General features: G+C 52.9%; 19 protein-coding genes and 1 riboswitch. Of the genes, 8 read left to right on the top strand and 11 right to left on the bottom strand.

What is annotated here, in order from left to right; translation table 11 throughout:
- The first annotated feature begins 25 nt into the window (after positions 1-25).
- Complete coding sequence (locus ACYVI1_RS28625) at positions 26-727, top strand: class I SAM-dependent methyltransferase (RefSeq protein ID WP_460914792.1); 702 nt, start codon at positions 26-28, stop codon at positions 725-727.
- 4 nt (positions 728-731) lie between these two features.
- Here ACYVI1_RS28625 and ACYVI1_RS28620 read toward each other — a convergent pair whose 3' ends face one another.
- Positions 732-1,058: a DciA family protein gene (locus ACYVI1_RS28620; protein WP_460914791.1), complete on the bottom strand. Its 327-nt coding sequence runs from the start codon at positions 1,056-1,058 to the stop codon at positions 732-734.
- 188 nt (positions 1,059-1,246) lie between these two features.
- Positions 1,247-1,351, top strand: a riboswitch (SAM riboswitch).
- A 252-nt stretch (positions 1,352-1,603) separates the two neighbouring features.
- Here ACYVI1_RS28620 and ACYVI1_RS28615 point away from each other — a divergent pair.
- The 4 genes from ACYVI1_RS28615 to ACYVI1_RS28600 all read left to right on the top strand — a co-directional run bounded on the left by ACYVI1_RS28615 (position 1,604) and on the right by ACYVI1_RS28600 (position 5,521).
- On the top strand, positions 1,604-2,917 hold the full coding sequence (locus ACYVI1_RS28615) for an O-acetylhomoserine aminocarboxypropyltransferase/cysteine synthase family protein (protein WP_460914790.1): 1,314 nt from the start codon (positions 1,604-1,606) through the stop codon (positions 2,915-2,917).
- Between the two features lie 112 nt (positions 2,918-3,029).
- A complete protein-coding gene (locus tag ACYVI1_RS28610; protein ID WP_460914788.1) occupies positions 3,030-4,118 on the top strand; it encodes a homoserine O-acetyltransferase family protein in 1,089 nt (362 codons plus the stop codon).
- 6 nt (positions 4,119-4,124) lie between these two features.
- Positions 4,125-4,718 carry a GDSL-type esterase/lipase family protein gene (locus ACYVI1_RS28605; RefSeq protein ID WP_460914787.1) on the top strand — a complete coding sequence of 198 codons (594 nt, stop codon included), beginning with the start codon at positions 4,125-4,127 and terminating at the stop codon, positions 4,716-4,718.
- Between the two features lie 74 nt (positions 4,719-4,792).
- A complete protein-coding gene (locus tag ACYVI1_RS28600) occupies positions 4,793-5,521 on the top strand; it encodes an esterase family protein (protein WP_460914785.1) in 729 nt (242 codons plus the stop codon).
- A gap of 40 nt (positions 5,522-5,561) precedes the next feature.
- On the opposite strand, the gene ACYVI1_RS28595 is transcribed toward ACYVI1_RS28600, so the two are convergent.
- The 6 genes from ACYVI1_RS28595 to ACYVI1_RS28570 form a co-directional block, all read right to left on the bottom strand.
- On the bottom strand, positions 5,562-7,019 hold the full coding sequence (locus tag ACYVI1_RS28595) for an META domain-containing protein (RefSeq protein ID WP_460914783.1): 1,458 nt from the start codon (positions 7,017-7,019) through the stop codon (positions 5,562-5,564).
- Positions 7,020-7,172: 153 nt separating this feature from the next.
- On the bottom strand, positions 7,173-8,357 hold the full coding sequence (locus tag ACYVI1_RS28590) for an amine oxidase (protein WP_460914781.1): 1,185 nt from the start codon (positions 8,355-8,357) through the stop codon (positions 7,173-7,175).
- Between the two features lie 297 nt (positions 8,358-8,654).
- Positions 8,655-9,458, bottom strand: coding sequence for a 5'-methylthioadenosine/adenosylhomocysteine nucleosidase (locus ACYVI1_RS28585; protein WP_460914780.1), 804 nt, complete (start codon positions 9,456-9,458; stop codon positions 8,655-8,657).
- Positions 9,459-9,646: 188 nt separating this feature from the next.
- The gene (locus ACYVI1_RS28580; RefSeq protein ID WP_460914779.1) at positions 9,647-10,951 is read right to left on the bottom strand and encodes an NCS2 family permease; all 1,305 of its coding nucleotides are present in this window, start codon (positions 10,949-10,951) and stop codon (positions 9,647-9,649) included.
- 87 nt (positions 10,952-11,038) lie between these two features.
- Positions 11,039-11,761 (bottom strand): glucosamine-6-phosphate deaminase, encoded by a 723-nt coding sequence (locus ACYVI1_RS28575; protein WP_460914778.1) that lies wholly within the window; start codon positions 11,759-11,761, stop codon positions 11,039-11,041.
- A gap of 93 nt (positions 11,762-11,854) precedes the next feature.
- Positions 11,855-13,300, bottom strand: coding sequence for an alkaline phosphatase D family protein (locus ACYVI1_RS28570; RefSeq protein WP_460914777.1), 1,446 nt, complete (start codon positions 13,298-13,300; stop codon positions 11,855-11,857).
- 42 nt (positions 13,301-13,342) lie between these two features.
- On the opposite strand from ACYVI1_RS28570, the gene lysA reads away from it, so the two are divergent.
- Positions 13,343-14,602: a diaminopimelate decarboxylase gene (lysA, locus tag ACYVI1_RS28565; protein ID WP_460914776.1), complete on the top strand. Its 1,260-nt coding sequence runs from the start codon at positions 13,343-13,345 to the stop codon at positions 14,600-14,602.
- Between the two features lie 95 nt (positions 14,603-14,697).
- On the top strand, positions 14,698-15,411 hold the full coding sequence (locus tag ACYVI1_RS28560) for a YebC/PmpR family DNA-binding transcriptional regulator (RefSeq protein WP_460914774.1): 714 nt from the start codon (positions 14,698-14,700) through the stop codon (positions 15,409-15,411).
- 85 nt (positions 15,412-15,496) lie between these two features.
- On the opposite strand, the gene ACYVI1_RS28555 is transcribed toward ACYVI1_RS28560, so the two are convergent.
- From ACYVI1_RS28555 to ACYVI1_RS28540, 4 genes are all read right to left on the bottom strand, one after another.
- Complete coding sequence (locus ACYVI1_RS28555) at positions 15,497-18,388, bottom strand: T9SS type B sorting domain-containing protein (protein WP_460914773.1); 2,892 nt, start codon at positions 18,386-18,388, stop codon at positions 15,497-15,499.
- 151 nt (positions 18,389-18,539) lie between these two features.
- On the bottom strand, positions 18,540-20,045 hold the full coding sequence (locus tag ACYVI1_RS28550) for a circularly permuted type 2 ATP-grasp protein (protein ID WP_460914772.1): 1,506 nt from the start codon (positions 20,043-20,045) through the stop codon (positions 18,540-18,542).
- Between the two features lie 410 nt (positions 20,046-20,455).
- Entirely contained in the window at positions 20,456-21,442 is a 987-nt protein-coding gene (locus ACYVI1_RS28545; RefSeq protein WP_460914771.1) for an aldo/keto reductase, read from the bottom strand.
- Between the two features lie 102 nt (positions 21,443-21,544).
- Positions 21,545-22,612 (bottom strand): Ldh family oxidoreductase, encoded by a 1,068-nt coding sequence (locus tag ACYVI1_RS28540; protein WP_460914770.1) that lies wholly within the window; start codon positions 22,610-22,612, stop codon positions 21,545-21,547.
- A gap of 102 nt (positions 22,613-22,714) precedes the next feature.
- Here ACYVI1_RS28540 and ACYVI1_RS28535 point away from each other — a divergent pair, with 102 nt between their 5' ends.
- Positions 22,715-23,305 (top strand): hypothetical protein, encoded by a 591-nt coding sequence (locus ACYVI1_RS28535; protein ID WP_460914769.1) that lies wholly within the window; start codon positions 22,715-22,717, stop codon positions 23,303-23,305.
- The last annotated feature ends 120 nt before the right edge of the window (positions 23,306-23,425 follow it).

Genomic DNA, 23,425 nt, shown 5'->3' with positions numbered 1-23,425 from the left:
TATCGCCACAACTCAAGTATTTCGTATGGCCTCAACCTGGCTGGATTTCTGGCAAAAAGAGAATGAGTTTGATGACTCGATGTCAACGAATTACGCCTACTTTCTGGCGAGGGTCGAGCACTACATTTCGTTGGCGAAAACGCAGAAAGTACTGGATATTGGTTCGGGTCCGGGCAATCTGGAAGATGCCTGGCACGACCGGGTGGCCGAAATTCATGGGCTGGATATATCGAAGCGGTATAACGAAACGGCCCGCGCCAGACACGCTGCTCATCCGAACGTTTACTTCCATGACATACCGGCTGACGACTACCTCAACTTTAGTCCGGTCGCGAATCAGCAGTTTAATGTCATTATTGTCATGAGTGTCGTGCAGTATTACCGAAACGCCAGCGAAGTGGAGGGATTAATCCGGGCGATCAAACAGGTAGCGGCTCCCGGCGCCAAAGCGCTCATCTGCGACTTAATGGTGGGTGGAAGCGTTTTCAAAGATATTCTGAGCATTCTGGGGCGGTCGCTGCGGCAGGGTCAACTGCTGTCGATGCTGACGTTGTTGGTGCGACTGCGCTTTTCGTCGTATTATACCGTTCGCAAGGAGAATGGCTTTCTGATTCTTTCAGAACGAGACTGGTTAGACATAACCAAACGGGTAGGTGTGGCCGCTCAGTTTGTGACTGAACCCCTGACGCTGCAACAGGAACGCCGGAACTTACTGATTCAGTTTTGACCCGCTAAATAAAAATTACGTCTTCAATTACATCGGTGCCCATATCTTTATTGACCAATGAGATTAGCTTCTGCTTGGCCTGAACGAGTTCGTTGCGAAGGGGAGCCGAGGCAATCTCAATGTAGAGTTTGCGGTCGCGGACATACAGCCGGTTGGTGCGCGTGGCAATGGCTGGTCCCATCATGCGGCCCCAAAACGCTTCCAGATACGTTTCGTTGAAACGAGTCTGAAGCTGATAGGCTTTAAGTAGCTGACCAATAGCGTCTTTCAACGATGTGGTGCCAGCGACCCGGGTGGCATTTTCGCGATTATACCGGTACGTCTGATTCATGGGGCGGATGTCTTCCTGCAAAAGTAACCAATGAATTGACTTGAGAAATAGCCGCCAATGAGTTAACACGAAAAAAAGTTTATCGTGTAGAAAAAAGAAGTGGTGTTTGGATTCGCGCCCGTTGGCTATTATACTTGCGGCATCAAGTCAATAGTTACGCGCCTATTTCGATCTTACCGGCGCGCGTTGATTTATACAGAAGCGGGGAGAGATCAGGCTCTGCGAACCGCTGGCAACCTACCACATGGCAAGGTGCTAACTCCTGCCTAAAGCTGTTTTAGGAACTATAAATCGAAGAACTCACATGCTCTACAATCAGCGATGTATGGCCCCGGAGGCCTGCTAAGCATCTTCACTAATGGCTACGAAAACCGGGAGGGTTTGTCGTGAAAAAAAATCAGTTTGTCGTTTGATCCGGGCCGCCGGAGCGGTTCGTAGTTTGACGTTACTGAAACGTAGCTATAATTTAGACAGTGCACTGCGAACTACAGACCTCAAACCACTAACTACAAACCTCAAACTATAAACCACTAACTACTAAACTCATGTCCCAGCTTCATTTTGATACGCTTCAGCTACACGCTGGCCAGGAACCTGATTCGGCGACCAACGCCCGGGCGGTCCCTATCTACCAAACAACCTCGTTTGTCTTCAACGATTCGGCGCACGGAGCCGATTTGTTCGCGCTGAGAGCCTTTGGCAATATCTATAGCCGCATTATGAACCCCACGACCGACGTGTTCGAGAAGCGGATAGCGGCCCTCGAAGGCGGGGTAGCAGCGCTGGCCGTATCCTCCGGGCAGGCGTCTCAGTTTATTGCCCTCAGCAATATTATGGGCGCGGGCGACAACTTCGTGACGACTTCATTTCTGTACGGTGGTACCTACAACCAGTTTAAAGTTTCGTTTAAACGGCTGGGTATCGAAGCCCGCTTTGCCGAAGGCGACAATCCCGAGTCGTTTGCCAAACTGATTGACGATAAAACCAAAGCCATCTACCTCGAAACCATCGGTAATCCCGGCTTCAATATTCCTGATTTTGACGCCTTTGCCGACCTCGCTAAAAAACATGACCTGCCACTTATTGTCGATAATACATTTGGTGCGGGCGGGTATTTGTTCCGGCCCATCGAACATGGCGCGGCTGTCGTGGTTGAATCGGCAACGAAATGGATTGGCGGACATGGCACCAGCATTGGGGGCGTTATTGTCGATAGTGGCAACTACAACTGGGGCAACGGCAAGTTTCCTCAGTTCAGCGAACCTTCTGAAGGCTATCATGGAATGGTTTTCAACGATATATTCGGTATAGGCGGGCCGTTTGGCAATATTCAGTTCATCATTCGTGCCCGGGTTGAGGGACTTCGCGACTACGGTCCGTGCATGAGTCCATTCAACTCATTTCTGCTGTTGCAGGGACTCGAAACACTCTCGCTTCGGCTGGACCGAACCGTGCAAAACGCGCTGTCGCTGGCACAGTGGCTCGAACAACATGAGCAGGTCGAATTCGTGAACTATCCGGGTCTGGAAAGCAGCGCCTACCACGACCTGGCCAAAAAATACCTTAAACGGGGCTTTGGGGGCGTATTTTCGTTTAAAATAAAGGGCAGTAAAGAAGACGCCGACCAGTTTGTGAACAACCTCAAATTGGTCAGTCATTTAGCGAACGTTGGCGATTCCAAAACGCTCATCATTCACCCGGCTGCCACCACCCACCAGCAACTGAGCGAACAGGAGCAGGCCAGCGCCGGGGTCGAGTCGGGCGTATTGCGGATATCGGCGGGTATCGAACACATCGATGATATTAAAGCGGACTTAGCGCAGGCGTTTGCCCAGATTGCCGAGCCGGTGAGTGTTTAATTGTTTCAGGTTTCAGCCGGGCCGCCGGTGCGGTTCCAGGTTAATCTGTCCGTCAGCAACCTGGAACCGCACCGGCGGCCCGGCTGAAATGTTGAACTTGAAATTTGAAACGTTGAACGTTAATTATTTCGATTATAAATATTCGTTCCCGCTCGAATCGGGGGAGAGTTTGCCGGGTTTCCGGCTGGCTTACACCACACGCGGCCAGTTGAATCAGGACCACGCACCGTCAAACCGATCGAATGTGGTATGGGTCTGCCATGCACTGACGGGCAACGCCGATGCGGGCGACTGGTGGGGGGGTATGGTAGGTTCCGGTAAATATTTCGACCCCGAACAAAGTTTTATTGTTTGCGCCAACGTGCTCGGTTCGTGTTACGGCTCAACCGGACCGCTGTCGATGAATCCGACAACGGGGCAGCCCTACTACCACGATTTTCCAACGCTTACGGTTCGGGATATGGCGGGCGCGCTGGATTTACTTCGGCAGGAGCTGGGCATCGAAAAAATTCAAACCTGCATTGGCGGCTCGGTGGGTGGCGAACAGGCGCTGGAGTGGGCCGTTTTACAGCCCGACCTTATCGAGAATTTAGTGCTCATTGCTGCCAGCGCCGTGGCCTCACCCTGGTGCATTGCCTTCAACGAGTCGCAGCGGATGGCCATTGAAGCCGATCCAACCTGGGCCGACCGACGCGACGATGCGGGTTTGGCCGGGATGAAAGCAGCCCGGGCAATGGCCATGATTTCGTATCGGAATTATGACACCTATGGCTTCACGCAGGCCCTCGACAACAACGAGCAGGTAGACGGCTATAAAGCAGCGGGTTACCAACGGTATCAGGGCGACAAATTAGCCGACCGTTTCAATGCGTTCACGTACTGGATTCTCTCAAAAGTAATGGATTCGCACAATGTTGGCCGGAACCGGGGCAGCATCCTCAACGCGCTGGGGCAGATTAGAGCCAGGACGCTTGTGGTCGGTATTCGATCGGATTTGCTCTTCCCGCCTATTGAACAGCAGTTTCTGGCGCGTCATATTCCCGATGCCACCTACGAAGAAATTGATTCGCTCTATGGCCACGATGGCTTTCTGATTGAGTTCCGAACGTTGTCGGGAATTCTCCGAAAGTGGATGGCGGGGGCGACGTCTTCAGATATGTCTAAATTAGCGCAATCGCCTGTCAGCCAGTCGGTTAAATAGTGGTTTATGGATTGGTATGAAGCCGATGTGCGGCAATTGGAAGCTCAACTCAATGCGTTGCCACCGGCGGCTGACCGGGTTATTTTTTACGGCAGCTCATCCATTCGACTCTGGACAACCCTCGCGCAGGATTTCCCCACAATAAATGCCCTCAACCTGGGGTTTGGCGGGTCAACACTGGCAGCCTGTTCGTGGTTTTTCGAGCGGCTAATGGTTCCGGCAAACCCCAAATCACTTGTGTTTTATGCGGGCGATAATGACCTCGGCGACGGGCGGCATCCCGAAGAAGTGTACCTGTTCTTCTGTACACTTGCCGAAAAAATGCGGACGTTGCTGCCGGGTTTGCCCCTCTCTTTTTTGTCGATAAAAATTAGCCCGGCCCGCTGGAACATCGCCCATAAAATCTACGCCACTAATCAATTACTACTAACTGAAATCGAAAAAAATCCGGGCTATCAGTATATCGACGCGACAACACCCCTGCTTGGCCCAACCGGCCAGCCCCGGCCGGAGTTTTTTGAAAACGATGGACTGCATTTAAGCCAGGCGGGTTATCGGGTATGGCGGCAGGTTGTTCAGCAGCAGGCCCGAATTTTTTAACGATTTGTTTACACAAATAGTCAACAAAGTTTGCCGTAACGGTTGCAACTTGACGTGTATTTGAGGGTATCGTTATGCACCGTGACTATCATAAGTGGTTTAGCCCGAATCTGAACCGCGACATGGAACTTCTCGTTTTTGGCCATGCCGGTGCACGGGTGCTGGTGTTTCCGACCCGTCGGGGCCGCTTTTATGAATATGAAGCGATAGGCCTTGTCGATGCCCTGGCCGACCGGCTTGAAAATGGATGGCTTCAACTTTTTTGCGTCGATAGTGTCGACCGCGAAAGCATTTATAATCGTTACATCTCCGCGCACGACCGCATTCGCCGGCACGGGCAGTATGAGCAGTACATTCTCAATGAAGTGCTGCCACTTTCCCGCCTGAAAAACCCGCAGTCCTTTATGATTTCGCACGGCTGTAGCTTAGGGGCCTATCATGCTGTTAACATCGCGCTTCGGCACCCGCAGCACTTCGGGAAGGTTGTTGCGTTCAGCGGGCGCTACAGCCTGTCAGAACCTGTAGCCGAATTTCGGGGCTTATTCGATGACTATTACGACGAGGAAATCTACTTCCATAGCCCCAATCACTTTCTGCCAAATCTTACGGAAGATTCGCTACTTCACCATTTGCGACAATTGCAGATAGTGATGACCATTGGCCTCGACGACCCATTCATGCACAGTAACCTTACCCTGAGTGAAACGCTTTGGGCCAAAAATATAACCCACGAGCTATACATGTGGGACGGGCGTGCTCACAAGGCCGATGACTGGCAGAAGATGGTGCAATTGTATTTGTAATTTAAAGTTTCCTTGCCCCGCAACCCGTCGCTTTCATCAGCTATTTCCGCACAAATCGCATCACGGCGATGTCGCCCATGATGAAGGTCAGTGTGTTGTCGTCACCAACTGCGTAGCGATTCACGGTTTTCAACACATCCAGAAACGCCTGCTCACCTTCGCCGGGGCACATCATTCGGGTCATGGCCATTGGCTCACTGAAGTTAATTTTTTGTCCGTCCACAACCAGCTTTCCATTGAATGAGTTACAACTGGTTGACCCACTCAGTCGCTGACTGGCTATGTTGAACGTGATGAATGGCTTTTTCTCGGGGTACAAACCGTTGAAGGCAATTTTTCGACCGGAGATGTACGTTAACTCCCAGGTGCCGTCTACTGTCTGGCTTGAGGAGGTGGGGGCCATTGGCTCGGTCGATGTGGAAAGTTTCTCGGCCAGGTATAAATAAGGCGGGTGAAAATGGTGGGTAAAAATCTTCTCTTTACTATCCGGATACTGCCGAAAATAGGCACTGTCGGCCAAGAGAACAATCGTCGTTCCAGTTCTTACATAATGGCTGCTGTTGTAGTATTCGGGGGGTACGTAGCCGTTCAGGTTCTTCATCACGGTGTTAGAAGCCAGTTTACCCAGGTATTTCTGGTAGTTTTTCTGTGCTTTAAGAGACGGTTTGCTTAGGCTGTTGTAGACGTACTTTAAGGCAATACGCTTTACTAATTTCTGTTTTTTTATCATAGCGGGCGCGCCACTAAAGGGGTTTGTCGGATTAAAATCATTGACCGTCTGTACGGTTAACGGGACTTCGGGCACCCAATCGGCGGAGTTGACGACATTATAGGCCCACCCGTTTTGGGTGGCGGCCTCATACTCGTAAGCGAAATAGAGATTACCCGGTTTAGGCCCCGCACTGCAATAGGTTTTAAAGCGAATATCGGCGGGAAGCCGACCCTGTTTTTGCAGATTTTTCAGGTGAGCCGTCAGGAGAAAAGCAATGGCTCCGCCCTGGCTATGGCCCATGATGAGCATGTCTTTACTACCCATCCGATAACACGAATCAATTTTGGGCAGCATATCCTTCGCTAAGTAGCCCATCGTTACCAGCCAGCCAACATGAACAGCCGCTTTTGGGCTGGAAGCCAGTTCGTAGGTGAATTTTTCAGTATCGCTGAGTTGAATCTCACCCTTGGCGGGCACCATTGCTGCATAAAAATTGCCCAACCAACTCAGGCTTTCCGCCGTTGTGCCCCGAATGCTGAGCACCGCAACGCCCTGATTATCCGCCCATAAATCCCAGCGATTCTCCAGGCCAACAACTGGCGAGCGGTACACAAATTTGAACTGCTGCGGAGTAGGGAAGGCCTTTATATAAGCCGAATCACCAAAAGCGGCTGATACTTTAAGAAGTTCAATGTATTCCGCTTTGTCGAAACCCGGCCTAAGGTTCTGGCCAAATAGGGACGTTGCTAACGCAAGCACAGCAAAGAGCGTCACGAATTGTTTCATTGCAGGGAAGGTTTCGTGTATGGTAAACTCTATTTTTAACGCTTGCCGAAGGGTTTCTATCTCCGTCGGCTGGAGGTGATAAGTGCTAATTAAACCCCTTCCTAATCTGTGTAAACGTACTGCAATTCGGGTAACTATATGTTTGGTGAAAAGTTAGTTTGTTAACAAAGAGGCCTCTGTTAGGCTGAGTTGTGCCTGCAGCAAAGCCTGTGCATACGAACTGGCCAGTACCCGTCCAGGTGGTGTAGTCGATAAATCAGCATCCCAAAGGCCAGCCTGGTGCCAACGGTCGAGGTGGTCCCAATCCGGGCGGTCAATAATGGGGTACAGACACACGCCCCACAGCGGCACACCCGCCTTCAGGACAGCCGCACACTCGCGGCCAATCATCTCAATCCAGACTGGACGGTCGATACCGGGATGACTGGTTTCGGTTAGGGCGATGGGTCTTCCGTAGCGGTGGTGGGCTTTCGTCAGCAGTCGTCGAAGAGGAACCCAGCGTGGGTCGGGGATGGCATCGTTCCAGCCCAGAAAGATGCCTGTGCCCTCAATCCACTGATTATTGTAATAATAATTGAAGCCCAGAATGTCGAGGTAGTCGGGCGAACCGCCCAATTCGGGTGCTATAATACCGGCCAGCATATCGACCGACTGGAACTGATTTTCGTCGGCAATGGCTGCGTTAATTAGCTGCTCCTGAGTCGCATTCAGGGGGGGCACCATTTGCACTAAAGGTTCGGTGGTCAGGATGCGGATTGAGGGGTCAATCTCACGCATAGCCGCTACGCCCTCGATGTAGGCCCGCATCAGGCCAACTTTAACCTCCCACCCCTGCCTCGTGCAATAAGGCGACGTGCCCCGCACGTCGCCACCTAACCAGGCCATAAAACTGACTTCATTGACGGGCGTCACAATCAGGACATCGTCGGGGTAACGGTCGCGATAGAACCGGACGAAGGCCCGGCAAAGGGCTGCAAACCGCCGGGCAAACAGGGGGTGAAGGGGCGTCAGGTCGTCGGGATACCCAAAATGGCACAGATCCCATACCTGCTGAATGCCCTGCCGATGGCCCTCCGTCAGCATGTGTTCAACGACCGTCCAGTCGTATTGGTAAGCGGTTTTTTCGACCTGACTCCACCGAATTCCCTCCCGAACGGTTCGGATGGCAAAGGGAGACAGCCGTTCATAATCGTCACGCAGTAGTTGCAAATGCCCCGTTAATGGCAGGAAATCAACGCGATTCCCAAAGCAGTTAAGCTGGTCGGTGCATTCAAAACCAGCCCACCAAAACGATTGAAACGGGTTCGTAGTGGCAGAAGTTATCGAGTTAAGTAGCAAAGAAAATGTGGTTGGTTTCAGTCAAATATGATAAATAAACGCCAACTATGAGGTTTTAGCACTGATTGTGAACTGATTAAGTGCCGTAGGCACGCCAGTAGGCTCAGAAGGCCATTTCTCGACAAACATCCGACTGCTACGCGCTCAAAAATCTCATAGTTCTCGTTAAATAAGCTTCTGTTGGCAGGAATTGTTAACTTTTTCGAGGGAGAGGTATCCACATTCCAGCCAGGAAGCCCGAGTGGTGTCAGGATTGTCGGATGGAACCCTGAACGTGAAACGTTTACCCTTAAACTATTACAACGCCTGAACAATGGCGATGACAACTTTTGCCGAATTACGGGCGGCTGCCTGGTAAAACGTCATCATATCGCTCCGGGCGTTGTCGTCGGCGCGGTCGCTCAAGCTGCGGATTATTAAGTGGGGCACCTGCATCTGATAGCACACCTGCGCTACGGCGGCCCCTTCCATTTCGGTCGCATCGGCGTTGAAAACCTGCCGTAATTGAGCCACTTTCTCCGCTGAGGAGATGAACTGATCACCCGTAACGACGATGCCCGTCAGCACAGTCGGTGGACGTCTGGTGACCGGAACCGACTCGAAGGTTATGGATCGAATAACCGTCTGCGCCTGCTGTAGCATTACCGAGTCGGCGGGGAAAAAGGCTGGATTAAATTTCCCGGATAAGGAGTAGGTTTGCCGCGTGGGTTGCCGGTCTGGTGTAAGAGTCTGATAATCATGGTGGGCCGTTTGGCGGGCAATCACAATATCACCCGGCTGCAGGTCAGGATTGGTACCGCCCGCAATACCGGTAAATAACACACGTCGGGGCCGGAAATGGTTGAGCAGCAAGGTGGTTGTCATGGCTGCGTTGACTTTGCCAATGCCCGTCTCGGCAATCACAACCCGCTGTTTGCCAATCCGCCCGGTTGTAAACGAAACCCCGTCGACAACAACCGTTTTTGGTCTCTTCACCGATTCTTTCACTAAGGCCACCTCAGCCCCAAACGCACCCAGCAGGCCCGTAACGGGGCGAGGTTTATAGTGTTGGGCAAAGGCGAAGTGGGTGAGGAGAAGCAAGAAGAAGGTTATGTTTTTCATAATAGAACGCCGATGGTAAATACAGGTTTTAGCGAAATATCAGCCACTGAGTTTAATCAGTGGATTAGAAAAAGTGGAGATGGCCTTTACCCGTTTTAACGGTTTATCTCTCCGACTAAAAAACGGGTAAACTTACACTATCTCTACGGTGGACCCAGAGTTTTAATTTTGGGCTGACATGTTTTTTCTCAATGTCCACTCGTTAACGCCAGCACACAAAATACATCCACAATCCACAGGCCCAGCGGCACTTCCCGGCGTTTACCTATGGCTACTTTTATGACCGTCCACGACAGAAACCCCCAGATTAGCCCCTGTGTAATGGAATAACTGAAGGGGATCAGCACAAGGGCCAGAAAAGCGGGCAGCGCATCGTCCAACTGTCCCCAATTAATGCGGGTAACGGGTTTCATCATAAACGCGCCCACCAGCACCAGCGCCGGGGCCGTTGCAATAGCCGGAATAACCGACAATAGGGGCGATAGAAAGAGAAACGGCAAAAAACAACAACCGGCCACGATAGCCGTCAGGCCCGTGCGCCCGCCCTGTGCAATACCCACCGCCGACTCGATGTAGGCCGTGCCGGGGCTGGTGCCGAACACGCCTGCCAGGGTCGTCGCTACGGCATCGGTCAGGAGAGAGCGATTCAGGTTGCGGGGCTGTCCGTCTGGGTCGTGTAAGTTACCGGCTTCGGCTACCCCGACAAAGGTGGATAAACTATCGAACAAATCGGTGAAGGCAAAGGCGAAAATGACCGGCCATAATGACCACGACAACGAACCGGCCAAATCTAATTTTCCGAGCAGCGAAAAATCGGGTGCGGCCCAAATGCCCTGAACGTTGACCAGCGTTTTCTGCCCAAAGTTAATGGCCGACGCGTCGCCCCAGTACCGCCCAATGGGCCAGGCTGCCAGCGTCGTCAGCACGATGCCGATAATAATGGCACCTGGTACGTCGCGCACGACCAGTACACTTGTCAGTAATAAGCCAAGGATAAACGTCAGGACGATGGGGTCGTTGAAGCGGGCAATGCCGACCAAGGTGGCTGGATTAGCAATGATGAATTTAGCATTCTCGAAGCCAATCAGCGTAATAAACAGCCCGATGCCCGCCGAGACAGCATAGCGCAACGGCTGCGGAATCGTCCGTACAATGGCCGACCGAACGTTCAGCACGGACATCAGCAGAAATAGCACACCTGCCCAGAACACCGCACCGAGGGCAATTTCGGGACGAATGCCCATGCCTTTCACGGCGGTGAAGGTGAAGAAAGCATTCATGCCCATGCCGGGCGCAACAACAATTGGGTTGCGGGCATAAAGGCCCATCATCAGGCTGCAAAAAAACGATAGCAACACGGTCGCCGTCAGAACGCCACTAAACGGCAAGCCCGCCTGACTTAGAATGGCCGGGTTGACAACAATGATATACATTGTTGCCAGAAAAGTTGAAATACCCGCCAGGATTTCGGTTTTTTTCGTTTCAGGTTTCAAAGTCAATGTTTCAGCCGGGCCGCCGGAGCGATTTCAGGTTCCAAGTTCAACATTTAACCTGAAACATTGAACCTGAAACATGGAACATTACACTAAACTTCCCGCCCCCTCATCCACCCAAATCTGACCGTTGGCGTGGGTTTGAAGAATACTGGCCGGAACTTCTTCGGTAATGGGACCAGTCAGGGCCTGGCGAAGCATGGAGGCTTTTTTTGCGCCACTAACGAGCAAAATTACCTCGCGGGCTTCGGTTAGGTGGCGCAGGCCGAGTGTAATGCCCTGCGCCAGTGTGGTTTCCTGCGTGAAATATTTCTGCCCAACGGTTTTGGTGCTTTCGGCCAGTTCAACAACGTGACACCCGTTTGTGAAGGGCGTTCCCGGTTCGTTGAGGGCAATGTGGCCGTTCATGCCCATCCCAACGAGCAATAAATCCAACCCGCCGTGCCGGTCGATGAGGGCGTCGATTTTCGCGCATTCAGCCGTCAGATCGCTGGCTTTGGCGTTGAAGATATAAACCTGCTCCGGTCGTAAGTCCAACGGCGTAAACAGGTCACGGAACACATAATACGAACAGCTACCGGCATCGTCCGGCCCGAAACCAACCCATTCGTCTAAGCCCACAAACGTACACTGGCTCACGTCTACACGCCCGGCTTTCGCTAAGGCCACAAACCGGTGGTAGGTTTCTATGGGGGTATCGCCCGACGCTAAGCAAAGCAGTGCGTTGGGCTTTTGATTCATGACAGCCGCAAGGTGCCCGGCAGTGTGCTGGGAGAGAGTTTCGTGATTAGGGAATTTTTGGAGAGTCATTTTTTTAAGTCTTACCGGATTAAAACCCGGTGCAAATTTCATTTACTGCGCTAATCACTTGTACCGGGTAGTAACCTGGTGAGACTTAAAAATTTATTTCAACTCGCTGGCCCGTAACTCTTTCGTCCAGCGTTGGGTGCCTTTCTGGTCATAAACGTTGATGGTCAACACCCGGTCTTTCAGCGGGCCGCTGACACTCAGAATGCCGAAATTACGGTCAGATACAAGAGTTCCATCTATATAAGTTGCCTGTTTTAACTCGTCGGCGTTGGGTTTTGACGGGCCGGAGGTTAAAGGCGAAATAGTTAAATCGTAGAGGGGATACGATCCTGCCCGGTCTAATTTGTGCAGAATGGAGTGGTGCCGGTCGCCGGTTATGAACAGAACTCCCGGAATCTTCGCATCAGTAATGGCTTTGAACAGTCGCTCGCGTTCGGTGCCATAGATGGAATAATTTTCAGCGGTTTTAGCCGGGTTGACAATCTGCCCACCCGTCACGATGAATTTAAATGAGGCCTTGCTAAACGTCAGCGCGTCGAGTAACCATTGCATTTGTTTCTCACCAAAATAAGCCTTCGCCGGGCCGTCGGGCATTTCGTTGGGAGCGCGGAAGGTGCGGTCATCGAGCAGAAAAAACTGGCAGTCATTCCAGGTAAACGTGCCGGTGCAACCTTCCGGGAAAATATAGTTTGGATTCGCCCAGAACAGCTTAAAGGCATCGAGGGTCACATCTTTGAGCCAGTACGACCGGTCGGAATCGTTGGGGCCGTAATCGTGGTCATCCCAGGTCGCATAATTGTGTGTATTGGCCAGCAAGGGCTGCATTTCGGGCAATGAGCGCGTGTGGGTATACCGGCGCAGCACACCCGACCGGCTGTTCCAGTCGGTTTCGCGGGTATAGGTATTGTCGCCCGTCCAGAGCATGAAATCGGGCTTCTGAGCCGATAAGGCCGTAAAAATTTCGTAACCGCCACCATACGGCGTTCCGGGCCGGTCGGTGTCAGGTTCGTTGACGTAGGTACAACTTCCGACGCCGAAACGAAAGGCCGGTGGGTCGGTCCGCCACTGCCACAGGGGTTGGGTTTGAAACTGGGTCGGGTAGGGCAGGCTCACCTTCTGGCCCCCGATTAGCACGTCGTATGCGTACTTTTTGCCGGGTTCCACCTGGTCGGCGAGCAGGTGGGCGGTAAAAGCCGTTTGCCGGGTTGTCTGTACTTCATTTGTCAGATATGTTGGCGAAGATTTGCTGGCTGCGCCCACTTCACGGTAGCGAATCTGAACACGGGCGGCCTGTTTGGTCTGCGCCCAGAGCATCACCTCCCGCATGTCTGAATAGCCAACCATCGGGCCGGACTGGAGCGGTCCGACGGGTCGGGGCCCGGACTGGAGGGTCCCGGACTGGGGTGTAGACGAACGTTGCTGATTAGGGCCAACGTCTGCCGGGTCGATTCGTAGCCGAACAACCTGAGGCTGCTGACCGAATAAAGGATAAGTGCCGAGCAGACTAAGCGTCAGCAGGTAATAGCAAATTTTGTACATGGAGGAAAGATGGCGTAATTTTGCGGCTCGTTTCACGAAGGTATGCAACTCAATAACCAAAGTTACCAGATTCAGGGTATCAATGTACTGGATATTGCCGACGAGTTCGGTTTACCTGTATATGTGTATGATGCCGACAAAATTATCGAAAAAATCGGCTTGCTGCGGTCGTCATTTCCAGAGGTTAACCTAAAGATAAAATACGCGGCCAAAGCCCTCACCAATGTGTCGATTCTGAAGTTGATGCGGTTGCAGGGCATTGATGTTGAGGTTGTTTCGGTCAACGAAGCCCGGCTGGCGCTCATGGCTGGCTTTGAGCCGGTGCAAATTATGTTTACGCCGAGTGGCAATGCCTGGGTCGAAATTCAGGAAGCGCTCGAAATGGGACTTCAACTGAACGCCGACAGTTTGCCCCTGCTCGAACAAATCGGGCAGACCTACGGCGACCGGTATCCGGTGGCGCTGCGGATCAACCCCAGCATTGCCGAAGGTGGAAACTTTAAAATTCAGACTGGCCACGGCGATTCTAAATTTGGTATTCCAAACGATTACCGAGCGCAAATCAAGGCAGTTGTGGAACAATATGGCATTCCAGTGATCGGTCTGCACATTCACACGGGTTCGGATTTTAAGGACGGCAACACCTTTCTCAAAATCGCCGATGTACTGTTCGACTTAGCTACCGACTACCCTGACCTGCGTTTCATCGACTTCGGCAGTGGGTTTAAAGTAGCCTATAAAGAGGGCGATCATTTCACTGATGTTGCCGACCTGGGCCGGAAAGTGTCAATCGCCTTTCGTTCATTTTGCGATCGGTACGGGCGTGAACTGGAACTCTGCTTTGAGCCAGGCAAGCTGTTAGTCAGCGAAAGCGGCCATTTGCTGGCGGGCGTGAATGTGGTTAAGCAAAACCCTAACCGGACATTTGTGCAGGTCGATTCGGGCCTGAATCACCTCATCCGGCCCATGATGTACGATGCTTACCACGACATCAAAAACATCTCGAACCCGGCTGGCGAGGAACAGCTCTATGATGTAGTGGGCTATATCTGCGAGACAGATACCTTCGCCACTGACCGTTTGCTGCCGAGGGTGCGGTCTGGCGATGTGCTGTCGTTCGAGAATGCGGGAGCCTATGGTTTCTCGATGGCCTCCAACTACAACTCACGCCCCCGCCCGGCGGAAGTGCTGGTTTACGACGGGAAAGCCCATCTTATTCGCCAGCGCGAGACATTTGACGACTTGCTGCGCGGGCAGGTGGAATTATCAATTTTTAACCAACAGGAGGAGCTAAATGTATAATGAATAATGAGCAATGCATACTGTGCTGACGCCAGCCATAACGCCTAATCCATTGTACACTATACATTTTTCATTATACATTATTCTTTACAACAATGGGACGCGCATTTGAATACCGAAAAGCCCGCAAAATGAAACGGTGGGGGCAAATGGCCAAGACCTTTACCCGAATCGGCAAAGACATTGTGATGGCCGTTAAAAGTGGTGGCCCCGATCCGGATAGCAATGGCCGGCTTCGGGCCATTATCCAGAATGCCAAAGCGGCTAATATGCCGAAGGAAAATGTAGACCGGGCTATCAAGAAAGCCTCCTCGAAAGAGCAGGAAGATTACAAGGAAATCGTGTATGAAGCCTACGCTCCCCATGGCATTGCACTCGTTATCGAAACCGCCACCGACAACCACAACCGCACCGTCGCCAACGTTCGCAGCTACCTCAACAAATTAGGCGGCAGTCTTGGCACGCAGGGAATGCTCGACTTTATGTTCGACCGCAAATCTGTGTTTCGGATTCCGGCTGAAGGTGTCGACAAGGAAGAGCTTGAACTCGAACTGATCGACGCTGGGGGCGATGACATTGAACTCGACGACGACACCAATCAGTATGTTATCTATGGGGAGTTTACCGCCTTCGGCAGCATTCAGAAATTTTTGGAAGAAAAGGGTTACGAAATCAAACAGGCTGAATTCGAACGCATCCCGAATGACTACAAGGAACTAACCGATGAGGAAGCCATCGACGTCGAAAAACTCATCGAACGCATTGAAGAAGATGACGATGTGCAGACGGTGTATCATAATATGAAGTAGGTTTTTGGTACAAAGTGGCGTGGGTGGTGTGGTGTCAGGTTCGAAAACCTGACACCACACCACCCACGCCACTTTGTACCAAAACTTACCGAACTGTCACGCTTTCACGGAAAATCTGAACCCACCCCTTTAGCACCTGCGGTGGGGCGTTTCGATTCAGCAGGGCATAGCTTACTGTTGCCTGATAGTAGTATAAACCGGTGGGCAAATCGGCTCCGTCGCTGCTCTGACCATTCCAGCCCAGGGTCGGTCCACTACTCTCATAGACCTTGGCCCCCCAGCGGTTGTAAACCACAAAGACCACGTTCTCTACAAAGCGGGGGCAGCGCAACGGCTGAAATACGTCGTTCTTACCATCGCCGTTGGGCGTGAATACATTAGGCAGCACAAACGAAGGACAGGCATCCGTGCAAACTGTGTTGGAGGGTACACTCTCCAGGCCTCGCCGGCTCACGGCCGTCACGTAATAGCACCCCGCTACGGTTGTCAGGCTGCCATGGTCAAAGGAGGTGGTGGGGGCTGCCACACTGCTCAGCGCCCGCAGACTGTCGGGCCGATAGCGGGCGTAGTAGATTTTATACGTGGCAATGTTAGGGTCGCAGCCCGGTCCCGTTGCAGGCTGCCAGGTTAGCTTATTGGTATAGCTGGTCTGGTCGCACAGGCTCTCGGTAGTCAGATTGGCACAGTTCAGGCTGTCGAGCCGAAGCGTGGGTGCACAGGGGCGCGTGGTATCAGAAGGGGTAGCGCACAGAATCTGGCTGTAGTTTTCCAGCAGACCCAGCCGGGCCAGTTGCGTATCCGTGTAGCGGCCTCGGGTCAGTACCCGGTAGCAGTAGCTGGAGTCGGCTGAGAGCGCACGACTGGTGTTGCCGTCAGCCAGAAACGCATCGCTGCCATCATCGGTAAATGTATAGGGAGGAGTCATCACGGCTACCTCCCGAATCAGGTTGAAGGGCCCATTCGGTCCCGTCCGGCTGCGGAAGACCCGGTGGGTCTGGTTATCGTTGCTCCAGGGCGTGTTGGCCTGCCAGGTCAGGCTAATCTGTCGGTTGGCGGGCATAGCCGAGAGCCGCACCGAGGAGGCTGCCTCGGTCACGTCTAAGCGGGTCAACTGGCCATTGGCGGCTGTGTAATAAAACTCCAGGCGGTAGGTATAGGGATTGGCGAGGGTGTTGAGGGCACTGACCGACGTGCCTTTGTCAATATAAACAGTATCGGGTGCTGTGGGCAGTAAATTCGTATTGATGGTGGCAATAGGGACAAAATTGGTGCCGCTCAACCCCACAGCCCGCTGAAGCCGATACTGATAGGGGCCAGTCAAGTCTGCCGGATTCAGCCCAAGAGGGCGCGTCCAGCGCACGGTAATCTGACCTGTAACATCTTTGGTGGAATCGACCGTAACCTGGGTGATGACCGGAGCCAGCAGGGGCAGTTCCAGACAGGCTTTAGTGGAGGCAAGGCTAACCCCCCCATTGGCGCCCCCGTTGGCATCCGGGTAAACCGCCAGCAGCCGGTAAGCGTAGCTGACACCCCGACGCAGGGCCGAGGTATCCACATACGTGGTGGCCGAAATGGGCACCTCAGCAATCTTGACGTAACCAGCAGGCACGCCCGGTGTGCAGGGCGGCAGCGGACGATCATCACAGCCCTCTTTGCGGTAAATAGTGATTTTAGTGCCGGGTGCTCCGCACGTGTAGGGCGACCAGGTCAACTGAATGGCCCGGCCATTGGCTGTGGCGGTGGGCCGGGCCGTCAGGTTCTGGACAGGCGGCCCCACCAGGGTAATGCGGAAGGTCTGGAACGACACCAGCGATGCGGCTGGTTTGGGGGGCACATCGTTGACCTTGAAGGTCACATCGTAAGGCGTTTCCCGAATTTGGTTGCAGTTGGTCTGCCAGGTGAAGGTGGCTGTGGCGGGTTGTGGCTGCACAATACCGCCGTTGATAAGCCGGGCATAGGCGGGTTGGATTAACTCGCCGGGGGACAGGGGTTCCCGGTCGGGGCCAACGTTGAAGACGCCCCCGAAGCCGTTGATAATGACGCGCTGGCCATCGGGGTCGGTAGCCGTGATGGTCTGGTTGATCAAGGTGCCAGCCTGGACGCACAAGTCGGGGATGGGCTGAATCAGTGGGCGTTTGTTGGGATTGTCAACGACGAAAATCTGCATGTCGCGGGTTATCTCACCGATGAGTACCCCATTGCGCCACTCCTCGATGATAAAGGCGAAGTTGAACTGACCCTCCCGTCCGGGGGCATCCCAGCACAACTCCCCGGTGACGGGGTTGATGGTGAAGGTCGGCGTGCCTCCGCTTTCGCTGGCGGAGCTAAAGCGGGTCGGGTCCTGATAAACCGGAATGGCCCGGCCGGTACAGCCCGTTTCGGTCAGCGAGGTCTGGGGCACACTAAGTCGGTAGGCCAGACTATCCCCATCGGCATCGAAAGCGGCTGGATTATGACAGAACTTCTGACCTACCCGGCCCGAATCCAGGGGTGGGTTGAGCATTACCGGCGTCGAGTTCGTCCGCAGAGCCTCGTTGATAAGGATAGTCGTTGAAACGAAGAATTTGATGTTTTGTGACTCACCTGGCGGGGGCAGGTTAATGGTATTGTTGTTCCGGTTTGGAACCGTAATGCCAATGGTATACGTACCTGGTCCCGGATAGGTGTGCACAATCGTGTAGGAATCGATCGAAGATGTCTTGCCATTGATATAGACCCGGCTACTACGTGCTATACTTGAGGTCGAGTTATCGCCGAAGCAAATCACATAGTCATTCGCCATGTCGGCGGCATTTTTCCCTCCTCCCGGTGTTTCATCGAAATAGGCGGTGAAGGTAATCTTGTATGTCAGCGATGTTTGAGAAATACGCTTGGTAGTAATCTCGCCCGCCCGCACGTGCGTAGCCAAACTATGGGTGGGCAACAGCAAGGCTCCCAAAAACAGGCTCAGAAGGCCAATAATGTAAACGAACCGCATAAACTTCTTCTGGTTTCATCTACAACGATTTCAGTGAGAAAAAGTGTATAGGAAGTAAGTAGTAAGTGGTAAGTTCTAAAGTGGCAGGTAGCCAACGCACGTACTGTTTTCGCGTCACCTACCTGCCACTTTAGAACTTACCACTTACTACTCAATATAGCACCCACGTATCCTTGCCGCCCCCGCCCTGCGAGGAGTTGACAACGAGTGATCCTTTTCGGAGTGCCACACGTGTGAGGCCACCCGGAATCACGTTAACCCCATCGCCATAGAGGATATAGGGCCGCAGGTCCACATGCCGGCCTTCGGCATGGTCGCCCACCAGACAGGGCACCCGCGACAGTGAGATAGTAGGCTGAGCAATGTAGTTACGCGGATTCGCCTGAATTTTCCGGCGGAATAAGTCATGGTCTTCGGGTGTGGCTTTTGGGCCGATGAGCATCCCGTAGCCACCCGCTTCGTTGGCTTCTTTAACAACTAATTGCTCAATGTTTTCCAGTACATAGCGGCAATCAGCTTCTTCCCGGCAGATGTAGGTTTTCACATTAGGAATAATGGCCTCTTCGCCTAAGTAATATTTGATAATGCGGGGAACATAGGCGTAAATGACCTTATCGTCGGCAACGCCCGTACCCGGCGCATTGGCTAAGGCCACGCGGCCTTTTTTGTAAACATCGAAAATGCCGGGTATGCCAATCATCGAGTCGGGATTAAACGCTTTGGGGTCTAAAAAGGTATCGTCGATGCGCCGGTAAATAACGTCGACGATCTGGAAGCCTTTCGTGGTCCGCATCTTCACGTACCCACCCGACACCACGAGGTCGCGGGCCTCAACCAGTTCAACGCCCATTTGCTGGGCCAGATAGGAATGCTCAAAATAAGCCGAATTATAGATACCCGGTGTCAGCACAACTACTGTGGGGTTGGGTCGATCGGCAATGAACTGCAGCATCTGGAGCAGGCGCGTCGGGTAATCCGATACAGGCCGAACCCCCGTCTGAGCCAGCACTTCCGGGAATGTTTGCTTGATAAGTTCGCGGTTTTCGAGCATGTACGAGACACCCGACGGACAGCGGAGGTTATCTTCCAGAACCATAAACTGGCCATCGTCGCCCCGAATCAGGTCGGTGCCCGTAATGTGGCACCAGATGCCCTTGGGTGGCCTGACACCCAGACAAGGGGGAAGAAAGGACTGGCTGGACTCGATCAGGTCGCGGGGCACAACCCCATCGTTCAGAATACGCTGCTCATTGTATACGTCGTCCAGAAACATATTCAAGGCTTTGATTCGCTGAATCAGGCCTTCTTCGAGCCGGTTCCATTCGGCTGACTCAATCACGCGCGGAATAATGTCAATGGGCATGATGCGCTCGGTGCCTTCTCCTTCCGAATACACATTGAAGGTAATGCCCATACTCATCAGGGCACGCTCGGCAGCATGTTGCCGCCCAATGAGGTCCTCACAGGTTAGCTGCTCAACCCGTTGCTGAAACGGGGCGTAGCCCGCCCGTACCTTCATTTCACCGGCGAACATCTCGTCGAAAAAATTATCGGTCTGGTAATCGGTAAACGAGAAGTTCAGCCTGCTCTGTCCCTGCGATTGCTTCATACCACTGCGTGTCTGCGACTGCGATTGTCCTGATTTTTGTTTCTTCATGGAACAATATATGTTGAATTGGCAAAACGGCCAAATAGAATACTGACAACAGAATGATTACACAAATAAAACACGGTAATCGATAGCGAAAAAAGGTTTGATTGTATTTGATTGGTAATTGCCTGGAAGTCAATAGGATCGGCCCATGAATTCGCTCAGTTCAATGAGCCGGTCGAACTGGCTGATCAGGCTGAACAACTCTCAAGGAGTTCGGCAAATTGGTAGAGCTTATCTACGTGTCGTATCACTTAACGGACCTGTTTCGGTTAGTTTATGTCGTTACAACGATACTCAGCTATAAGCTGCTTTTTGGTGCAGACGGCACGATTAAAAGAGCCGCAACGGGGATATATAAATTGATGTGGTAACAAAATAAGATCTGATTATGGCCAGGTCTTAGTCTTATTTCGTTACCACAGATAATGAACCGGATTTTTAATATACGTCTCGTAGATAGTTTGCACAGTAGCCATCTGCTCATGGGTGGGGGCGGGGCGCTGAGTCGCTTCTACGTTTGACCTCAGATGCCCGGGTTTCGATGCGCCGGGAATAATGCAGCTAACGGCGTCGAACGTCAGAATCCAGCGCAGCGCGTCGGGGGCTAAATTGGCGTTGTCTGGGAAAACGGCCCGCAACTTGTTAACGGCGGCCAAACCGGTTTCATACTCCACGCCCGAAAAGGTTTCTCCTTTATCAAAAGCCGCGCCTTCCCGGTTGAAATTCCGGTGATCATCGGCTGAAAAGGCCGTATCCGAATGAAATTTGCCCGTTAGTAATCCACTTGCCAGTGGCACCCGAACAATAATGCCCACCTGCCGGCGACTGGCTTCGGTAAAAAATAGTTCAGCCGGACGTTGGCGAAACATATTGAAAATGATTTGCACCGTTGTTACGTTCGGAAATTCAATGGCTTTCAACCCTTCTTCTACTTTCTCAACGCTAACTCCCAGGTGCTGAATTTTACCTTCGTCTTTCAGCCGGTCGAATACCTCAAAAATTTCCGGTCGGTAATAAACCTCCGTCGGCGGACAATGCAGTTGAATTAAGTCGAGGGTTTCCAGACCCATGTTCTTCAGACTGTTGTCAACGAACCGGCGCAGCGTAATGGGTTGATAAGCTTCATTGGTGTGCGGCTGCAACCGACGCCCACATTTGGTGGCCACAAAAATTCGTTCGGAACGGGAGCGCACGAGCCGCCCCACAGCTTTTTCGCTTTCACCATCGCCATACACATCGGCAGTGTCAATAAAGTTGATCCCTGCATCAACGGCTTCGTTGAGAATCTGGTCGGCGTTATTGTGGCTAAACGGGTCGCCCCATTTGCCACCCACCTGCCAGGTGCCTAAGCTGATTTCGGAAATGCTAAAACCGGTTTTGCCCAGTGTTCGATACGTCATACAGTTGAGTTTTTGGGTGTAAACGATTGGTTTTGGTACACTGTTTTGCCAGCATGAGGGAAAGGGGAAGGCGGCCGACCGTCCCCTTTCCCTCATGCCCATTTATAGCCGAATGCCAAACCGTTCGCCCAATTCGGCTAAGCTTTTAAGCACGGGTTCAACCACCGGAATGCCGTGGTCTAATCGCCAGGCTTCCATTTCGCGCTCCGGGTCGCCGGGAATCAGAACGCGCTGGCCCTCAACCGCTTTGGCCTGCCTGAATCGCTGAATCCAAGTGTCCATGTGGGCTTTAAATTCATCGGCGGGGCGGAAGGCGTCAATCCGCATGGCCCCGAAAAAATGCCCCGTGCCTGCACCAACGCCTTCGTTGGCCTGCATGAACCCGGCAGTAGCGAAGGGGGGCACCCAGGGACCGTAGTTCGCCCCCGACAACACACCCGAAAAAATATCGACAATGGCCCCCAAACCATAGCCTTTGTGGGAGCCGTGTTCGCGGTCGGTACCGAGGGGAAGCAGCGCACCGCCGTTGCGAATGGCGTTGGCATCGGTGGTGGGTTCTCCTTCGGCATTTTGTGCCCAGCCGAGCGGCACATCCTGCCCTTTGCGCTGTAGAATTTCGAGTTTGCCGTAAGCTACTGCCGTCGAGGCAAAATCGGCCAGAAACGTTGGCTCTGTCGCTGCCGGAATGGCCACCGCAATGGGATTGGTTCCCAGCAGTTTATCCAATGAAAATGTGGGCGCTACGAGCGGGGCTGCGTGGGTCATTGCCTGCCCAATCATGTCGTGTTTGGTGGCCAAAAGGGCATGGTAGCCAGCAATACCGAAGTGGTTGGAGTTGCGTACTGCTACCCAGCCCGTTCCGGCCATGCGGGCTTTCTCAATGGCAACCTGCATGGCCCAGGGGCCAACAACCAGCCCCAGCCCCCGGTCGCCATCGACCACTGCTGTGGAGGGTGTTTCGTGTACCACGCGCATCTGAGGCCGGGGATTAATGCGACCCTGATCGTAGAGCCGGACATAACCCGGCAAACGCGCCACACCGTGCGAGTCGACCCCCCGCAAATCGGCACTAACGAGGACATCGGTGGCTAAGCGGGCATCGGTTTCGGAGCAGCCAATGGCAATGAAAATCTGTTTGGTAAAGGTTCGGAGTTGGTTGGCAGTAATCATGAGTGCAAATTAGCCAACAGGAAGCGAAGCCGTTAAATTTTTCTAAAAAATGGCCAACTGTCTGCTTTTCGCGTTATAAACCCAGGGCTATTCTCTGAACTGATGAACTTATCTGCTGTTGGCTTTCCTGTACTTATTATTCATTGTTCATTATTCATTGTCAATTATACATTGGCTCAACCCCAGGACACGCTTACAACGGAACAACTCCTGCAACGCCGGGGAACGGCCTATACGGCTCTGCTGCGCCCGTCGCGTTACCTCGCCCTCGATGTGAACCACACCCTGGGGAGTTTCCGGCGATACCGTTTTTTTGAAGGGGATGAGTTTCACTTTACAGCGAGAAACGAGAAATTTCGTGAGCAGCTTTATGCCGTTACCGACAGCACCTTCAGCATTCTGATGGCGAATGAAGTTATGAACCGCGACGAGCCGGTAACGTTTCGCTACAATGAAATTCAGCGCATTTATCTGCACCGCCGAATTCCGTTCATAACGGCCGCCGGTAATGTATTCCCCATTGCCGGGGGTGTTTACCTACTGGCCGATATTGTCAATCAGCGTGGCTTTTACACCAATCCACTGCCGGTGGCAGGCGCTTTGGCGTTTAGTGGCCTGCTATTCAATCGGCTGAGTAACCCACACATCCGGCTCAATAAACGCCACCGGCTTAAAGTATTGCAGACCTATTGACGCTGATTCCTCACCCCCGGCCCCTCCCGCAACGGCGGGCCGCCCAGTGGGCGAGGGGAAAAAAGCCATGTTCTGCTCCCCTCACCCACTGGGCGGCCCGCCGTTGCGGGAGGGGCCGGG

It is taken from the genome of Spirosoma areae (assembly GCF_054781775.1).
This window is presented reverse-complemented; position numbering and strand designations above follow the sequence as displayed.

Excerpts from the sequence above, each read along its gene's own strand:
- ACYVI1_RS28560 (WP_460914774.1), top strand. The coding sequence starts at position 14,698 with ATGGGACGCGCATTTGAATACCGAAAAGCCCGCAAAATGAAACGGTGG.
- ACYVI1_RS28620 (WP_460914791.1), bottom strand. The coding sequence starts at position 1,058 with ATGAATCAGACGTACCGGTATAATCGCGAAAATGCCACCCGGGTCGCT.
- ACYVI1_RS28575 (WP_460914778.1), bottom strand. The coding sequence starts at position 11,761 with ATGACTCTCCAAAAATTCCCTAATCACGAAACTCTCTCCCAGCACACT.
- ACYVI1_RS28600 (WP_460914785.1), top strand. The coding sequence starts at position 4,793 with ATGCACCGTGACTATCATAAGTGGTTTAGCCCGAATCTGAACCGCGAC.
- ACYVI1_RS28570 (WP_460914777.1), bottom strand. The coding sequence starts at position 13,300 with ATGTACAAAATTTGCTATTACCTGCTGACGCTTAGTCTGCTCGGCACT.
- ACYVI1_RS28550 (WP_460914772.1), bottom strand. The coding sequence starts at position 20,045 with ATGAAGAAACAAAAATCAGGACAATCGCAGTCGCAGACACGCAGTGGT.
- ACYVI1_RS28585 (WP_460914780.1), bottom strand. The coding sequence starts at position 9,458 with ATGAAAAACATAACCTTCTTCTTGCTTCTCCTCACCCACTTCGCCTTT.
- ACYVI1_RS28540 (WP_460914770.1), bottom strand. The coding sequence starts at position 22,612 with ATGATTACTGCCAACCAACTCCGAACCTTTACCAAACAGATTTTCATT.
- ACYVI1_RS28545 (WP_460914771.1), bottom strand. The coding sequence starts at position 21,442 with ATGACGTATCGAACACTGGGCAAAACCGGTTTTAGCATTTCCGAAATC.
- ACYVI1_RS28605 (WP_460914787.1), top strand. The coding sequence starts at position 4,125 with ATGGATTGGTATGAAGCCGATGTGCGGCAATTGGAAGCTCAACTCAAT.
- ACYVI1_RS28625 (WP_460914792.1), top strand. The coding sequence starts at position 26 with ATGGCCTCAACCTGGCTGGATTTCTGGCAAAAAGAGAATGAGTTTGAT.
- ACYVI1_RS28535 (WP_460914769.1), top strand. The coding sequence starts at position 22,715 with ATGAACTTATCTGCTGTTGGCTTTCCTGTACTTATTATTCATTGTTCA.
- lysA (WP_460914776.1), top strand. The coding sequence starts at position 13,343 with ATGCAACTCAATAACCAAAGTTACCAGATTCAGGGTATCAATGTACTG.
- ACYVI1_RS28555 (WP_460914773.1), bottom strand. The coding sequence starts at position 18,388 with ATGCGGTTCGTTTACATTATTGGCCTTCTGAGCCTGTTTTTGGGAGCC.
- ACYVI1_RS28615 (WP_460914790.1), top strand. The coding sequence starts at position 1,604 with ATGTCCCAGCTTCATTTTGATACGCTTCAGCTACACGCTGGCCAGGAA.
- ACYVI1_RS28595 (WP_460914783.1), bottom strand. The coding sequence starts at position 7,019 with ATGAAACAATTCGTGACGCTCTTTGCTGTGCTTGCGTTAGCAACGTCC.